This window comes from Streptococcus pseudopneumoniae (genome assembly GCF_001072315.1).
Classification (GTDB): domain Bacteria; phylum Bacillota; class Bacilli; order Lactobacillales; family Streptococcaceae; genus Streptococcus; species Streptococcus pseudopneumoniae_R.
Genome location: NZ_JVLI01000058.1, coordinates 1 through 16,788 on the forward strand (window position 1 = coordinate 1; position 16,788 = coordinate 16,788).

The 16,788-nt window shown below is 33.5% G+C and carries 14 protein-coding genes and 1 other annotated feature; all 14 genes read right to left on the reverse strand.

Translation table 11 applies throughout. From position 1 onward, the window contains the following. Nucleotides 1–144: 144 nt before the first annotated feature. Nucleotides 145–368 (reverse strand) — a binding site (T-box leader). Between the two features lie 220 nt (nt 369–588). The 14 genes from ADH54_RS02080 to ADH54_RS02150 all read right to left on the reverse strand — a co-directional run bounded on the left by ADH54_RS02080 (nt 589) and on the right by ADH54_RS02150 (nt 16,666). Then, nucleotides 589–1,584, reverse strand: a complete 996-nt coding sequence (locus tag ADH54_RS02080; protein WP_000410752.1) for a LacI family DNA-binding transcriptional regulator — start codon at nt 1,582–1,584, stop codon at nt 589–591. 124 nt (nt 1,585–1,708) lie between these two features. Continuing rightward, nucleotides 1,709–2,110 carry a hypothetical protein gene (locus ADH54_RS02085; RefSeq protein ID WP_000022332.1) on the reverse strand — a complete coding sequence of 134 codons (402 nt, stop codon included), beginning with the start codon at nt 2,108–2,110 and terminating at the stop codon, nt 1,709–1,711. A gap of 160 nt (nt 2,111–2,270) precedes the next feature. Then, nucleotides 2,271–2,981: an MgtC/SapB family protein gene (locus ADH54_RS02090; protein ID WP_049523865.1), complete on the reverse strand. Its 711-nt coding sequence runs from the start codon at nt 2,979–2,981 to the stop codon at nt 2,271–2,273. Nucleotides 2,982–2,983: 2 nt separating this feature from the next. Then, a complete protein-coding gene (locus ADH54_RS02095) occupies nt 2,984–4,675 on the reverse strand; it encodes an ABC transporter permease (RefSeq protein ID WP_049523866.1) in 1,692 nt (563 codons plus the stop codon). A gap of 11 nt (nt 4,676–4,686) precedes the next feature. Next, nucleotides 4,687–5,697, reverse strand: coding sequence for an ABC transporter ATP-binding protein (locus ADH54_RS02100; protein ID WP_049523867.1), 1,011 nt, complete (start codon nt 5,695–5,697; stop codon nt 4,687–4,689). Nucleotides 5,698–5,799: 102 nt separating this feature from the next. Further along, nucleotides 5,800–6,867 carry an extracellular solute-binding protein gene (locus ADH54_RS02105; protein WP_049523868.1) on the reverse strand — a complete coding sequence of 356 codons (1,068 nt, stop codon included), beginning with the start codon at nt 6,865–6,867 and terminating at the stop codon, nt 5,800–5,802. A 24-nt stretch (nt 6,868–6,891) separates the two neighbouring features. Next, nucleotides 6,892–7,551, reverse strand: coding sequence for a DUF1868 domain-containing protein (locus ADH54_RS02110; RefSeq protein WP_000793811.1), 660 nt, complete (start codon nt 7,549–7,551; stop codon nt 6,892–6,894). A 183-nt stretch (nt 7,552–7,734) separates the two neighbouring features. Then, entirely contained in the window at nt 7,735–8,745 is a 1,011-nt protein-coding gene (gene galE / locus ADH54_RS02115; RefSeq protein WP_000996560.1) for a UDP-glucose 4-epimerase GalE, read from the reverse strand. A 12-nt stretch (nt 8,746–8,757) separates the two neighbouring features. After that, nucleotides 8,758–10,233 carry a UDP-glucose--hexose-1-phosphate uridylyltransferase gene (gene galT / locus ADH54_RS02120; protein ID WP_049523869.1) on the reverse strand — a complete coding sequence of 492 codons (1,476 nt, stop codon included), beginning with the start codon at nt 10,231–10,233 and terminating at the stop codon, nt 8,758–8,760. A gap of 12 nt (nt 10,234–10,245) precedes the next feature. After that, nucleotides 10,246–10,887, reverse strand: a complete 642-nt coding sequence (locus ADH54_RS02125) for a phosphate signaling complex PhoU family protein (RefSeq protein ID WP_049488246.1) — start codon at nt 10,885–10,887, stop codon at nt 10,246–10,248. A gap of 57 nt (nt 10,888–10,944) precedes the next feature. Then, entirely contained in the window at nt 10,945–11,691 is a 747-nt protein-coding gene (locus ADH54_RS11095; protein ID WP_080980750.1) for a protein phosphatase 2C domain-containing protein, read from the reverse strand. After that, the gene (locus tag ADH54_RS02140) at nt 11,675–13,783 is read right to left on the reverse strand and encodes a glycosyl hydrolase family 28-related protein (RefSeq protein WP_049523870.1); all 2,109 of its coding nucleotides are present in this window, start codon (nt 13,781–13,783) and stop codon (nt 11,675–11,677) included. The genes ADH54_RS11095 and ADH54_RS02140 overlap by 17 nt, the downstream gene beginning before the upstream one ends. A 921-nt stretch (nt 13,784–14,704) precedes the next feature. Next, nucleotides 14,705–15,931 carry a DegT/DnrJ/EryC1/StrS family aminotransferase gene (locus ADH54_RS02145; protein ID WP_049523871.1) on the reverse strand — a complete coding sequence of 409 codons (1,227 nt, stop codon included), beginning with the start codon at nt 15,929–15,931 and terminating at the stop codon, nt 14,705–14,707. A gap of 42 nt (nt 15,932–15,973) precedes the next feature. Further along, complete coding sequence (locus ADH54_RS02150; protein ID WP_049523872.1) at nt 15,974–16,666, reverse strand: sugar transferase; 693 nt, start codon at nt 16,664–16,666, stop codon at nt 15,974–15,976. Nucleotides 16,667–16,788 lie beyond the last annotated feature (122 nt).

The following is a 16,788-nucleotide window of genomic DNA, read 5'->3' on the forward strand; positions in this document are numbered from 1 at the left end:
CGTACTCAAGTACAGCCTGCGGCTAGTTTCCTAGTTTGCTCTTTGATTTTCATTGAGTATAAGTTCATCAAAGCGACTTAACGCCCTAATAAAAGATAAACAAAACGACGGATAGAAAAAAGCCCACACACAGAATCTACTCCGTGTGAGGGCGTTGGTAACGCGGTGCCACCTCAATTATAAAGGGACTATCCCTTTACATCTCTGCCTTGTCTAACAACAAGTTGCACTGTAAGGTGTGCGCACCGAATTTTCATTGTTTCAAATTCATTTTTAAAATCAGCCCACTTTCACTATTTCCAACCACCTGTTCACAATCACCACAGGCTCCCTGAAGATCAAAAATAGTTACTTTTCTGATTTGTTGAACTTATTTTAATACTTTGTTTTTTCTTTGTCAAGACTTTTTTACAATTTTTTTGAAAGATGTGTGATTCGAATGTGATAATGTCTTTAGTAAATCGAACGTGAAAATGTCCCACTTGTTAGAAATTGGATCCAACTCAATAGAAACTGAATGGAGGCTAAACAGAACTTACTTTAGAACACTCCATCTTTTCCATTAGGATTTTCAAGAATTAAACAATACTAGAAACTCTGTCTCCTAACAAGTTTAGTAGAAACTTCAACAGATGTGACACTTTCCCCCTTTATAATTGCTAATACCCCTTCAATCATTTCTTGAGCTAATTTAACATAATTAGGAGAAATTGTAGATAAAGCAGGAGTGTAATACTGTGAAATTGGAATATTATCAAATCCAACAACGGATATATTATCCGGAATCGCTATTCCTTTTTCGTAACACGCACGAATTAGTCCCTGAACTTTTTCATCGCCTGAAACAAATATAATATCTGGATAATTTCCAAAAGACAAATCATTCACAGCAAAGGAATAAACTGACTCTATTGTAGTTAAACCATAAACTACCTTCAAATCCATAGAATAATTATTATCCTTTAAAAAAGTTCTCACTCCTCTCTCTCGATCCTTATTTACATAAGACTCACCTCCCATAAGTAACCACATATCTTTAAAATTCTTTTCCAAAACTACTTTCATCATATCATAAGTAGCTTGAAAGTTATTGTTAGATACGTAAACTACTCCAGGTGTTTGAGACTCTCCAAAGACAATGAAAGGCATATTATTTTTCTTTAAATATTGGATTCGAATATCATTCTCCCCCTCATAAAAGACAATCACTCCATCTACAAGGCTACCAATACTTGAAATAATTGAATTACTAATCGAATCTTCCTCTCCAAAATATTCAACAATAGCATTTACTCCAAATTGTCTACAAGTTTGTAAAACTTTATCTAAAAGTGTTTGAAACCAGATTAAAGGAAAAGAATCAATCTTCTTCACAGATATTAAAATATTCGTGGTTTCTTTCTTCGTTAAATTCTGAGCATACGCATTTGGAATATAGGATAACTCATCGATGACTTTTTTTATGGCATTATAAGTCTCAGGTTTTACTCTATTCCCTCCATTTATTACACGTGAAACTGTCTTTGGAGAAAAACCAGACAAACGTGCAATATCATATATCGTTACCTTTTTCCCTTTTTCCATTAAAATACTCCTGTCATAAACCTTCACTATAACTATACAATATTTAAATTATTTTAACAAGAAAATTACATTCTAATCTTTTAATCTAGTTTACATCTGGAGGAAATACTTCACTAAATCTACATTAACTTTCAGTACTAGTAACATAAATTTTACAATTCAATTCACTGTTTTGTACTATTTTGTAAACTGCATTACAAATCACCGGATAAGAAAATACACTACCTGAAAATTCCAAGGAATCATTTTCAGTAAATCCTTCTGTATTTAGAAATGTATTCATTATCTGTTCAATATAACACTCTAATATGGGAACAGCTTTCTCCTTAACAATAACATTTCTAAGCATTTCTTCAAATGGTAAATGACAAGCGAACACCATCTCACAAACATCATAAAATGAATGGAAGTGGTATACCTGTATGAGATTATAGTCATCAAAATAAGTTATTTTTCCTGCATCAAAATCCACTTTATATACTCTCAAATTAGTTAGATCCTTTTCTTCAAAAATTATTATGGACACCTCTAAAAACTACCGATTTTCTATTTTTATTGCTCAGAAAACGTTGATACATCAATGTTTAAAAGTATTGAAATTGAGTTTTTAGATGTGCCCTTATATTTCTTATTATTTAAAGAAAACAAAAGGACTAGAATAATCCGTCCCTTTGTTTATCCCTAGATTAGCTGATTTCCTCAACATAAATCACACCAACAATATTAGCAATTTCTTCCATTAGTTTAAGGTGCTCAAATCTACCTGATAATTCCAGAGTAATAAATGACGCGATTTTTTTGTCTGGAACATCAAAATATTCAATTCTTTCTGAATTAACATCTCCAAATGCAGTTCTAGAATCAGTCATTCTAATGCCATTCTCAGCACAGTATACTAGTACCCGATTATATGCCTCTGTAGATCTAACAATGATATACAATTCGATTATCTTTGAACGACTTTGAAGATATTTTTTTAAAGGTTGGAACATAGTTATAACACTCCAAACAGAAACTGCTCCTAGTACGGCTCCTTCATAAAAACCAACACCTATAGCTAGACCGATTCCAGCTGAAGCCCATATTCCGGCTGCAGTTGTTAAACCAGTTATTTTCTTTTTATCTGTAATAAGTATTGTTCCAGCCCCAAGAAAACCAACACCTGATATAACTTGCGCACCTAAGCGTGTAGGATCTCCTGTACCAAATTTATAAGATACATACTCATTAGTCATCATAATTAAACATGCAGCCAGACAAACAATACTATGTGTACGAATACCTGCTGGTTGAGATTTACTTCCTCTCTCTAAACCAATTACACCACCAATAACTAATGAAAGTACAATTCTTAATACAATTTCGATATATGATAGTCCTAAGCTTGTTGCCTGCATTATTATTTCCTTTTTCTACTAGCTGGTCTCTGAGTAAAGTATAATACAGAACCAGAAATTATCATTAATACAATAGTATAAACGAACACAAGTGCTTGAGCATTTGAAGTTGCTGTTTCATCACCTGCTGAACGAATAGTTATACCCAGCGGTTGAGCTAATGGATGGTAAAGAAATACAGATAAGTCGAAGTCAGTTAATAAAGAGTTAAAGTTTAAAGCAATAACAGAGAGAACAACCGGTAAAATAAATGGAATGATAACCTTCATCATAGTATAAAAAGGTGAAGCACCCCTACTTCTTGCTGCATCTTCCATCTCATCATCAACACTAAATAAAATAGCACGTACCATTCTATAAGAAAATGGGATTTTTACAACTATATATGCAATAAGTAGAATTACCAAACTACCTACCAAAATCTGATTCAAGACAAGAAATTGTGGCTGATTAAAAGTAAATAATAAACTTACTGCTAAAAGTGTACTTGGTAGTAACCAAGGAAGTAGAGCACCATATTCAAATAAGAAATCAAAGCGAGCTTTATGTTTTCTGACAACACGAGCAAATACAACTGCTAGAATTGTTGCTGTTGTCGCAGCGATAATAGAATAAATAAAGCTGACCAAGAATGGAGAGAATGCCGCACTATTACTAAAGAATAAGCGATAATTTTCTAAAGTAAAGTTTGATAATGTTAAGTTACCTGTTTGAATTGCAACTGGATCTGTAAATGAGTATAATACTATAAAAATTAGTGGAAGCATGAAAACTGTGAACAATCCATATGCTACAATGTGAGCAATGATATTCCAAGGCTTAGACGCAATTTTTTGTTTTTTAAGAGGCGCTTTAGTCTTAGAGATAGAAATATAATTTCCACCTTTTTCTATCTTATTCATGATAGTAAGCAAAATTGTAGTTGCAATACCTAAAATAATTGCAAGTAGGGCAGCTAAATCACGAGAATTCCCCATCCCTGCAAATGTAATAATCATTGGATTTATAGTTTGAAATTCTTTACCACCAACAATCATGGGTGCTGCTACTGCAGATAAACCACTAAGAAAAACCATGATAGTAAGTGCAAATAGAGTTGGAATTAAGGTTGGTAACACTACTTTTCGGAAAACAGTAAATGGTTTTGCTCCCATATTTCGAGCAGCCTCAATAGTGTGATAGTCAACGCTTCGAATTGTATTTGTTAAAAACAATGTATGATTAGCAGTTCCTGAAAATGTCATAATGAATAAGACTGCACCATACCCAATAAACCAGTTAGGGTCTAAAGAAGGTATAATATTTTGTAAAAATTTTGTAATCAATCCATAAGGACCATAGACAAATTTATATCCAGTCGCTAAAACCACTCCTCCATAAATTAAAGAGGTCATATAACCTAATTTTAAAATTTTAGCACCTTTAATATCAAAGTATTCTGTAAATAGAACACAAAGAATACCTACGATATTAACTGTAATAATGAGTGAAAATGCCAACTTAAAACTGTTCATAATACTCTGAAGTGCCCTTTGAGATTTTAGAACACGATGTACAGCATCAAGGGAAAATTCTCCTCCTTTTACAAATACATTCACTACTAGATCAAAGTTTGGATAAATAATAAATGTTACTAAGAACCAGATTAACCCTAAACGAATAAGCCAATCTTTTAAATTTAATTTATGACGCATACTGCACCTCCTTAAAATTGCAGAACGTCTGATGGTGTGATAAATAATTCCACACTTTCTCCGACAGATCTAATAGCAGCCTGACTATCAATACTTGTTACATTAAGAATCTGACTTTCAGAAACTTTTATTGTATAGTGAATTGTAACTCCAGAAAACTCAACATCAATAATTGTCCCTTTTAGAATGAAATCTTGTTCAGTTTCACGATTGAATCGAACTTTCTCTAATCGAATGTATCCTTTTTTATCTTCTAAGAAAACGCTTGCATTTTTCAGTAATACTTCGTGGACTGTTTCATCGGTCAAAACATTAATATCTCCAATAAAATCACATACAAATTCAGTTTGAGAATTATGATAAATTTCTACTGGTGTACCGACCTGTTCGATGTATCCATTGTTAAAGACTGCAATTCTATCAGATAAAGTCAAGGCTTCCTCTTGATCATGAGTAACATATAAAGTAGTAATACCTAACTCTTTTTGAAGTCTTTTCAACTCTTTTCTCAAATCTACACGTAATTTTGCGTCAAGGTTTGACAATGGTTCATCTAGACAAAGAATTTTAGGTTCAAGAACCAGAGCACGAGCCAATGCTACCCTTTGTTGTTGACCCCCAGATAATTCTGATACATTACGCTGTAACTGTTGATCAGAGATCTTAATTTTTGCTGCTACTGCTGATACTTTAGCTTTAATAACATCTGGAGCTACCTTCTTAACTTTTAAACCAAATGCAATATTATCAAAAACAGTCATAGTTGGAAATAGCGCATAAGATTGAAATACAATACCAATTCCACGCTTTTCAGGTTCCAAATGAGTGACATTTGTTCCATTAACTTCAATACTTCCTGATGATGGATCTAGAAAACCTACCAATGCTCTCAAAGTAGTTGATTTACCACATCCTGAAGGCCCAAGAAATGTAAAGAATTCCCCTTCATGTATATCTAAATTTAGATTATCAATTGCAACAAAATCACCATATTTAATTTGAATATTATCAAATTTAATCATCTCACTAACTCCCTCTATTACTAAACCAAAAGCCTCTCTTTATTTCTTCTATAAATTTAGAAATAATAGAGAGACTTGGACATAAAAATTAACTCTTATTTCTTATTGTACGTATTCTAATTCAGCTTTTTCTACCCATTCATCCAAATGTTTTCCAACAGCTTCCCAGTCAATATTTTGTGGTTTCACTTGATCCACAAATTTTTTCGTATCTTCAGGTAACTCTGTTAGGGCATCTTTATTTGCAGGAATAGAACCAAAGTTCTTACTATATTCTACTTGAATTTCTGTTTGACCAAACCAATCAATAAATTCTTTAGCTAACGCTTGTTTTTTACTAGTGCTTAAAACCATAGTTTGTTCAGTTACAAATGGTACACCAATCTCAGGAGTCATAACTTTGAAAACAACATTTTGTTCTTTTTGTCCAACTAATGCACCAGAACCCCACATCATTCCATATTGTATTGGATCTTCTTTGTCTAACATCTTAACAATTGAACTTTCTCCCTTTTGAAGAGTGTATGCATTTTTCAAATATTCTTTTGCTGCTTCCCAACCTTTTTCGGAAACACCTAATTCACCTTTATCATCAAGGTATCGAACTAAGATACTTGCTAGAATTGCCCGTCCTGTACCACCTTGAAGACCAGAAATTGAATATTTACCTTTATACTTACTACCTAATTCAGTCCAATCTTTAGGCATTTCTTTTACATCAGGCGCCCCAATTAAAACTAATGGTTGAACAATCACAGGATTATAATAATTATCTTTATCTGATAAAGATTGATCAATTTTATCTAACCATTTAGGCTTGTACTGGACTAGTAATTTTTGATCTCTAATTTTATTTGAATCAACAGCACCAATTCCAAATACCATATCTGCAACTGCATTATTCTTCTCGGCAATAACACGGTCTGCTAATTGAGCACCAGGAATATCAACCATTTTTATATTAAAACCAGCTTCTTTTGCTTTAGCAGTTAACCAATCACCACGACCATTTGAAACTGAGTTCGAATAGATTACTAATTCTTGACTTTTATCAGCTTTTTCTTCAGATGAAGAAGCAGTCGTAGAATTTGAACCTCCAGAGCAAGCAGCAAGTGTAGTAAGAGCAACTCCCGTTGCAAGTACAGTAGACCAAACTTTCATTTTTTTCATGATAAGTTCTCCTTTTTTATTATTTTATTTAAATTTTTCGTGATATGGAACAAATTGTCTCATATCTTCAAATACAGTATAGTCAATACGGTTTACAGTAATAGTTGGAATCTTCTCTAATAAGATTTCAGTTAATTCTGCTCTGACTTTAGTAAACTCTTCTTCCTCCTCTTCGGTTAGAGGAATCCGAAGATATCCAATTGAAATATGGAATTGATATCTATCATGATTAGGGAAACGAACACCTGCTTTTTCTGAAACATAAGTACGAATTTCTTCTAATCTCTTTGCAGAAGCTTCATCTGCAGGTTCAACTAGTATGTTTTGTTTTCCCATTTCAGTCACACGCATATGAATTTCTTCATCCAACAATGGAAAAATTTCAAGTTGTTTAGCAAAGTAATCATGTATTTCCTGTAAAGGTGTATCAAGAGGAAGATTACTGCTCCAAAACTCCGTTTCACGATTTTCATGGCACAACAATTCAATTACAGTCATGTGAATAGAATTCCTTGGAGTTAAAGTAAACTTATCGATAAATGGTAATTCTCTATAACGTGATTGAATAATATCAACAACTTCCATCAAATCTTGTTTAGTATAAAGATTTGCTACAACAGTATTTCCTGGAAAATGATTAAATTCTCCATTTTCTTTGAACTTAATTTTTGTTAGGTTTTTCATATAAAGACCCTCTTTTTTATATTTGACACCGGTGTCATCTATGCTTATATTATATAACGAAACCGTTTACTTTGTCAAGCGCTTTCAAACATTTTTTAAAAAAATTTATCTTTCATTAAATATGCATTTCATTAAAAGTTTAAGTAATTTTTCCAAAATACAGCACTCATATAGACAGTATCATCAATTATAGCCATTGGGATTTTTTGATTGCCAATTCCATGTATCTCTACACATGTCTTCAATCGATTTTGTTGTCCTCCAATTTAATTCCTTATATGCTTTGTCTGCATTTGCATAACAAGTTGCAACGTCTCCTGAACGTCTTGGGACTATTTTATAAGGAATAGGGATCTTATTAACACTTTCAAATGTATTTACAAGTTGTAATACACTAGTGCCTTCTCCCGAGCCTAGGTTATAGATATAAACATCTGTTTTTTCAGATACTTTTTCTAAAGCTTTTATATGTCCTATTGCTAAATCTACTACATGGATATAATCACGCACACCAGTACCATCAAGCGTATCATAATCATTTCCGAACACACTTAGCTCTGACAGCTTACCTACCGCTACTTGTGCAATATAAGGCATCAAGTTGTTAGGAATTCCTGAGGGATCTTCCCCAATCAAACCAGACTCATGAGCACCAATTGGATTGAAATAACGAAGCAACGCAATACTCCATTCTGAGTCTGCCACATGAACATCTTTTAAAATTTGCTCAAGCATCACTTTCGTATACCCATAAGGATTTGTAGCACTTGTTTGCATCGTCTCAATTAGAGGTGACTGATTGTTAATTCCATATACAGTCGCACTTGAAGAAAAGACAATCTTTTTAACATTAAATTCTGACATCACTTCAACAAGTGCCAATGTACTCATAATATTATTTTTGTAGTACATCACAGGCTTTTGCACGGATTCTCCGACAGCTTTATAACCTGCAAAATGAATTGCAGCATCAATCGATTCTTGTTCAAATACCTTTCTCAATGCTTGTTTATCACAAACATCTAATTCGTAAAACACGGGACGTATTCCTGTAATTGCTTCAATACGGTCTAGCACCAAGATGCTAGAGTTCGAAAGGTTGTCGACAATGATAACTTCCTTTCCTAAATTTAGTAATTCTACTACGGTATGGCTACCAATATAACCAGCTCCGCCTGTTACCAATATTGCCATTTGGGTTTCCTCCTAATTAATTCCAACCGACTTAACAAATCTCATAAACGCTTCATGCCCAGACGGTGTATTCTTATAAACTCCTGCATCTTCCAGAACTCTCGCAAACACTTGTCCTACTTCGTGTTGAACTACGCTATTAACCTCTTCTTTATTAATGCGAGGATATTTTTCTTTCAATTGGTCGGCCCATTCTAAATGATAATCCGCAATTGCGTTATCCTCTCCTAAAAGATATTTTCCAACTTCTTCTAACTCTGGTTTCAAACGAGGTGGTAATATCGCAAGTCCCATCACTTCGATTAACCCGATATTTTCCTTTTTAATATGTTGTACATCTTGATGAGGATGGAAAACACCATCTGGGTATTGTTCAGTAGTATGATTATCTCTTAGAACAATATCTAATTCATATCTCCCGTCCACTTTACGAGCAATAGGAGTCACCGTATGGTGTGGGACATCTTCAGTCATAGCAATGATGTCTACTTCTAAATCTGAATATTCTCTCCACTTATTTAGAATTTTAGTAGCTAAATCTAACAAGCGATTTTTATTTTCACTTTGTAACCTAATTACTGACATTGGCCATTTTACAATACCAGCATTAACATCCTCAAAGTCTTTAAAACGAAATTCACTCTCAAATTTTGCTTTTTCCATTGGGAAAATATGTTTCCCTCCCTGGTAGTGGTTATGACTAAGAATGGAGCCTCCTGAGATAGGAAGATCAGAATTTGAACCAGCAAAATATCCTGGCAAAATATCAACAATCTCCAATAATTGTTCAAATGTTTTAGAGGTAATAGCCATTGGTACATGTTGACTATTTAAAAATATCGCATGCTCATTAAAGTATGAGTAGGGAGAATACTGGAATCCCCATACTTCGTCACCAAGTTTCAACCGAATAATTCTATGATTCGAACGTGCTGGATAATTTATTCGCCCCTGATATCCTTCATTTTCCATGCATAGTAAACATTTGGGATAATTAGTTGCTTTTACTAATTTTTCAGCAACAATTGTTTTTGGATCTTTTTCGGGTTTTGACAAATTTATCGTAATCTCTAGCTCTCCGTATTTAGTTGATGCTCGAAACTCAATATTCTTAGCAATAGCAGAAGTTTTAATATAATCACTATCTTTACTTAATTTATAAAACTCTTCAACTGCTTCTTGAGGTGATATATCATATGAACTCCAAAAAATATCATTTAATCGACTAGGTAAAGGAACTATGAAATTCATTAACTCTGCTCCTAAACATTCCTTTTCCTCGATTAAATCTTTAATTTTACCGTTTTTTAAGGCGATTTCCACTAAGTAATCTTTTATTAGTTTCAGGTCATTTTCATCGGAAATACAATCAGTTCCCTCCTCACCTATTAACGCTAGTACTCTATTTTTCACATATATTTTGTCAATTTCATTATACATTCCGTATTCAATTACTCTATCAACAAAATTATCAATAATTGTTTTCATATATTTTTCTTTCTAATTTATGTTCCCATATTTTCTATACATTATCCATTTATAAATTGATTGCGTAGTATGAGCAATTTTATCAAGGTGATGAATAATATCTAAAGCACCAATTACTTCAGAAACGTTCCCATCATCTTCAAATATGTAATTCATTATTTTCTTTTCAATATTTATACTAAGCTCTTCTATCTCATTCTGTTTTTGTATAACAACCATATCTAAACATCCAGATTGTTCCTCTCTATAACAAGATATAGCCCTATTCATATGCAGTCCGATAACTTCATGAAGTATTTTTATTTCTGAAATAATTTTCTTCAACATTTCATTATTTTGAATAATCTGTAGATTTTTTAAAATTTCAACAATTCTATCCCCAATACGTTCAATGTCAGTTGATATTTTTATTACACTAATAATTCTTCTTAAGTCATATGAAACAGGATGTTGTAAACAAATTAACTCATATCCTTTTTTATCAATATTTAGAACTGACTCATTTATGATTAAATCATCTTTAATCAATTCTACTCGTTCTTCATTTGATAAATATTCAAATAACTTCTCATATTTATCAAGCACAGATACCCAAATGGTCTCTAAATTATTTGATAATTCTATAATTTCATTTTCTAAATATAACCTTAGCATTTAGGTACCTCTTCTTAACAAAGTTCAATAGAAACAATTAATATTTTAAACAATATATCAAACATCAATAACTAGAATACTTGCATCATCCTTCTTTCCATAGATTGGATCAATAGCAGAAGAATTAAATCTCATCTTAATTAACTCTTCAAAAGTTTTATTTTGATTATTTTGATAGAATTCATAAAAGCCATCGCTCATTAAAATAATTTGTTCACTAGTAACATCTATTTGATTAATAATAGCATAGTCTAAAAATCTCTCATCCAACGAACCTATCCAGTACCCATTCGGTTGATTAGATAATTTTCTGATTTTTTGTAAAATAATTTTTTTATTTAAAACACTATTTGTACCAATTGAGTCTTTTATCTCATTTTTCCCTTTTTCAAATAAGTTATCTACTCTATGATCAGTTATTTCCATTTCGTTTACTAACATGACGCAGTCACCTAGCATCATATACTCCAACTTTTTTTCTGAAAGTTTAGCAAATATAAAAGCAAATGTTGGTAAGCGATAATACTCTGTTAATTCATATGAGTTTAAACCGATTTCATCTTTAACCTCGAGTAAAGCAGTTTCAAATATTTGTTTAAGAGTTTTTGATTCTTTACAATTAACCGACAAACTTTCTGATAAAATATGTACAACTTCTGAGACTGAATAACCTATCTCCTCTTTAGAATTATATAAATCTGTAGCTCCATCAATAATCCAAAAATACTGATTTTGTGAACCTACAGCATCCTCATTTTCTACGGAACTTCCTTGTATCGAACAAATTTTATTTATCTTTACCATAATACTTCAACCCTTTTAGTGTCAAAAGTAAACCAATTCCTGTCACTGTTAAGAATAGTTCCATAATCTTGTTCGAACCAGTCTTTGGTAATTTTTGTTTTACATCTACTATTTCTTTAGATTTATTAATATGATTTTCAGTTTCTATACCATCTCCAACTATTTTATGGTTCACTTCTTCTGTCTTATTATCTTGTTTATTGTCGATCTTGTCATTAATTTGTCTATTATCTTTACTTGAGTTAAACTCTCCTTTCTTCTGGTTACTATCAATTACATTATTTGAATTAGATTGTTTTTCATGCACATATGAACTTGTTTTAAATTTTTCCTCTTTGTTTTTTTCTTTTTCGTTTTTATCACTTAAGTTATTTGTTACAATTTTGTAAAGCCCATTCTCCGTTACAATATTGAAATTACCATCGCTATCACGTATAACTGGTTCTTTCCCATTTGCATTAGATTTGATGAATGATATATACTTACCGGATAAATTATAAAATTGGTTATTTAAAACGGTTATTTTACCCTTTGAATCCTCAATAACAATTCCTTCTTTACCACCGAATATACTATTCTCTGAGACTACTAAATTATCACTAACTCGTAATAATTCAATATTTGGTTGTTCTGTTTCCTTAGAATTATTATTAATTACATTTTTTGTTACAGTAATATCTGATACTTTTCCTAAATATTCTGCACTATCTTTTGCAACTCGTATCGCTTTTGTTTTAGGATCGGCAATATTAAATATATTTTCGGCGATAACCACCTGTTTATTTAAATCTAATAGGTCTTTAGTGTTTTTATAGCTATAAGCATTTACTAAAGCTGCTCCGCTTTCTCGATAATGTACACTCTCTCCTTTAACTTTCTTATCAAAGCGATTTCCTTTGATTAATACATCAGTGAATCCTGTAAAACGTACACCTGCATACATCATGTTATCAAAATGATTATTTAAAATTTTAATATTAGAGGGGTTCTGTGTCGACAATGTTTGATAGTGTGTGCCAATTGCTGTTACTAATTCCCCAGATTTATCACTTTTGCCAAAATAGGAATTTTGAATAGTCACATTTTCAGATTTTTTCCCATCATCATTCAAGGCATAAGGAAAACCTTTTCTAGTTAATGGTTCAATCTGAATGCTCTCCTTACTTATGATTTGCCCATCCTTCATCGTTTTGGGTAAGGCTTGCCCAAGAAAACGAGAATTATCAACTAATACATTTTTCGAACCTGCAATTTGAATAGCATGCCCTTGATAACTATCCTTGAATGTTACATTTTTTATAGTTACGTTATTTGAATTCCCAATAGCAAATGCACCTGAAGAATTTATAAGTGGTAGATTTTTTGCTTTAGTTCCTTCTTCATTCAAAGCACCGTTCATATCAATAGTACCACCAGAATAACTAATATCTTCTGTTGGGCCCCATTCTACTTGCGCACCATCATCCGTAAATAAACCTGTCATAAAAACAATAGAAGGGTGATTCTTAATATTTATACCATTTAGAATGGTAGCTTTCTCATTCAATTCTAAGTGTGTATGACTTTTTAAAAAAACAATTTCTTTTACTAAATAAGTTCCTTCCGGAAAATATACATTTCCTCCACCTAGCCCTTGAGCTGCAGCATCTATTGCATCTTGAATTGCTTGTCGATCATCATTAACTCCGTCACCTATTGCTCCATAATCTTTAACATTCAAAGCTACGTCTTCGTTCAGATTAGTACTTAAAATAGTATTCACTTCCATCCCAGAGATGTTACCCATCATAGTATCATTTGTTATATCAGGTTTATTTTGATTAATACTCACTCCTCCATTATTATCAGTACTTAAACTTGAATTGTTATCAAGACTGAGAGTATCAGAATGGGGTTCCGCAGATAATGATGTAGATGTGCTACTCAACAAAGAGTTCATTTGCATATTATCTTTAGACGAAGAAGTTTCACCAACTACTTCATTAGCTAAAACACTTTGTGTTCCAATAAATAAAACCGCTAAGAGAACTGAGCAAACTCCCACCTTAAACTTACGAATAGAGAAAACCTCATTTTGTTGAAAAGATTTCATATTAGCCTCCAATTAAAAACATTATGTCCTAATTTAATATTCATATAAATTCCATACCAGAAAATGACACCGCTGTCATTTTCTTTATAATATATTTTTAAATCAAAATTGTCAAGGAATAACACAATAAAATATCAAAATTGTGAAAGCGTGACCATTTATATATCTAACCATACTTCTAATAATTCTTTAACCTTCCATTCAAAAGTGATTACTATCTTTCTTAGCTTGAACATAAAAATATCCTATTCACTGTATTTAAAGCATGTTGACATCTCGTAAAATACTAATTTATAAATACAAGAACAAATATCTTGTCATGCAAGCATTCGCCAGGTATATTTACATGAATATCGTTCATATAGCGGATTGAAATCAAAACAATACAATATATTTCTTAAATAGATTTTCTATAAAAGCTAGATTCAAGCTCTATAAAAATAGACGCAGTTCTTCTAAAATACTGGAATAGGACATATAAATCATTGCAGACACGTGTTTTATAGATTATTTCAAAAGAATGACTAGAACATGAAAAATAGTCTCAAAACTTTGAACAATATTCTGAAAACAAAAAAGAAAGACGCGAGTTTCCACAACCTCATTCGTGGAAACTCGCGTCTTTCAAAAAATAGGGTGAATTGAAAACTAGAACAAGACACTACATTTTCTAAATGATGCCTAATAAAAATTCTAAATGCTACACCAAATTGCTCACATCTCATTTCAAACCATACAGTATATTGAAACTATAAGAGTACACCTTTGCTTCTAAAATATTGCTAGAAATTAATTTGACTATCCTGATTGATTTGTCCTGTTTTTATTTCATTTTACTATAGGACTTTCAATTGAAAACAACAGTTTTACACTCAATTAGACTTTTTAGAAACAGAATCACTATTACTTGACTGTAGTTTGTCATTTTTTTGATGAAACTAGTACTTTTTCAGAAACTGTTTTGAAAGTCTCAATGATATAGTCTACTTCTTCATCGCTTAATTTAGTGTGAAGAGGGAGCGTAATTTCATTTTCAAAGAAGGCATAGGCCTTAGGATAGTTGGCTATATCAAAGCCAAGATTCTTGTAGGCGGTCAACAGAGGAAGCGGTTTGTAGTGCACATTACTTGCAATTCCTGCTTTAGCCAATTCTTGGATGATAAGATTGCGTTCTTCTAAGCTTGCTCCTTCTACATGGGTGATGTAGAGGTGGCGGCATGATTCAACTGTATCAGTCTTGTGTGCCAATGGATGGATACGAGAACCTGCAAAACCACGATCATAGCGGTCCACGATGTCCTTACGACGTTGCAACAAACTTGGATAGCGGCCCAATTGTACCAAACCAAGGGAAGCCATGATATCAGTCATATTGCACTTGTAGGCTGGTGTGACGATATCGTATTCCCACGACCCCAGTTGCATCTTGGCAAGAGCATCCTTAGTTTGCCCGTGAAGGGAAAGGATTTGGAATTCCTTGTACATCTCTTCGTCGTCAATCGCTGGATTGGCTTTCCAAGTCGCACTTCCTCCCTCAGCTGTTGTAAAGTTCTTAACAGCATGGAAAGAGAATGAAGTAAAGTCAGCGATAGAACCAGCTGGTTGTCCTTTATAAGTAGATCCCAAAGCATGGGCACTATCAGAAACAATCACGATACGGTTAAAGGCTTTTTGCCACTTGCTTGAAGCGGTAAAGAGATCACGTTTTTTCTCCACAACTTGGAACAAACGGTCATAATCGCAAACAATCCCTGCGAGCTCTACTGGGATGATCACCTTAGTCTTTTCAGTAATGGCTTGCTCCAGCAGGTCATAGTCCATTTCAAACGTATCTGCTTGGATATCCACCATGACAGGGGTCGCCCCTACGTGAGTGATAACACTACATGAAGCTGTATAGGTCATGGCTGGAACGATGACTTCATCACCAGGCCCAACTTCAAGCACACGCAAAATTAACTCCAGAGCGGCTGTCGCAGAGTTAAGGCAGACAGTCTTAGGCGTCTGTGTGTATTGGGACAAGCGACGCTCCAGTTCTTTGGTCTTAGGACCTGTTGTAATCCAACCAGAACGAAGGGTATCCGCTACTTCAGCAATTTCTGCTTCTGTAATATCGGGAGGTGAAAATGGAATATTGTAATTTGGCATTGATTTGCTCCTTTTATCTGTACTCATTTTCTCATGGCTACTTTATTTTAGCACTTCAAACACGGTTTGAAACATGATTTTGATGTCTCCAAGGAAACTAAATTCTCGGAGATAATCGAGGTTATAGCGCATCTTTTCAGGAAGGACGTGTTCGACATAGGCTTGGTCAACTGACAGGCCTTTTTCGGTCATTTGACTGATGATAGTGTCCTCATCCTTGTAGTTGATGCTGGCTGGAGAGGTAATCCCTGCTGGCAAAAGCAAGGTCGCCATCATTTCAGGGCTATACTGCTCTGTGTAGCGTGGCACTTCAGGTCGTGTACCAACAAAGGACATTTCGCCTTTAAGGACATTGACCAACTGAGGCAGTTCGTCCAAACGCACACGGCGGATGAAATTGCCAACCTTGGTAATGCGGCTATCGTTAGCAGAAGTCACCAAACTTCCTTTTTTGTCTGCATTCGTCACCATGGTACGGAACTTCCAAATCTTGAAAGGTCGATTGTACTGGGTCACGCGCTCTTGTTTGTAAATCACTGGCCCCTTGCTATCCAACTTGATCCAAATGCTCAAGATGAGAAAGATGGGAGAGGCCAGAACCAGTAAGACCAAGGCTAGAACCCAGTCCAAACAACGCTTGAAAATCAGCGAACCCTTCCTTTTAGAAACAAGCTGGTAGTAAGACTCAACCTCGCTTGATTTCATTTCCACGGGCAAGTCTTCCCATTTCAGCATGCTGTTTCTCCTTTGTTTTTATTATACTATTTGTCAACATTTTTCATTATACCACAAAATGGAAAAGGCGGTGAAAGAAATCTGCAATTTGAAGGATTTCCTTCTTACACTCAATGAAAATC

Coding starts and splice junctions, on each gene's coding strand:
- ADH54_RS02080 (WP_000410752.1), bottom strand. CDS start 1,584: ATGGAAAAAGGGAAAAAGGTAACGATATATGATATTGCACGTTTGTCT.
- ADH54_RS02090 (WP_049523865.1), bottom strand. CDS start 2,981: ATGCAGGCAACAAGCTTAGGACTATCATATATCGAAATTGTATTAAGA.
- ADH54_RS02095 (WP_049523866.1), bottom strand. CDS start 4,675: ATGCGTCATAAATTAAATTTAAAAGATTGGCTTATTCGTTTAGGGTTA.
- ADH54_RS02100 (WP_049523867.1), bottom strand. CDS start 5,697: ATGATTAAATTTGATAATATTCAAATTAAATATGGTGATTTTGTTGCA.
- ADH54_RS02105 (WP_049523868.1), bottom strand. CDS start 6,867: ATGAAAAAAATGAAAGTTTGGTCTACTGTACTTGCAACGGGAGTTGCT.
- ADH54_RS02110 (WP_000793811.1), bottom strand. CDS start 7,551: ATGAAAAACCTAACAAAAATTAAGTTCAAAGAAAATGGAGAATTTAAT.
- galE (WP_000996560.1), bottom strand. CDS start 8,745: ATGGCAATATTGGTAACAGGCGGAGCTGGTTATATTGGTAGCCATACC.
- galT (WP_049523869.1), bottom strand. CDS start 10,233: ATGAAAACAATTATTGATAATTTTGTTGATAGAGTAATTGAATACGGA.
- ADH54_RS02125 (WP_049488246.1), bottom strand. CDS start 10,887: ATGCTAAGGTTATATTTAGAAAATGAAATTATAGAATTATCAAATAAT.
- ADH54_RS11095 (WP_080980750.1), bottom strand. CDS start 11,691: ATGGTAAAGATAAATAAAATTTGTTCGATACAAGGAAGTTCCGTAGAA.
- ADH54_RS02140 (WP_049523870.1), bottom strand. CDS start 13,783: ATGAAATCTTTTCAACAAAATGAGGTTTTCTCTATTCGTAAGTTTAAG.
- ADH54_RS02145 (WP_049523871.1), bottom strand. CDS start 15,931: ATGCCAAATTACAATATTCCATTTTCACCTCCCGATATTACAGAAGCA.
- ADH54_RS02150 (WP_049523872.1), bottom strand. CDS start 16,666: ATGCTGAAATGGGAAGACTTGCCCGTGGAAATGAAATCAAGCGAGGTT.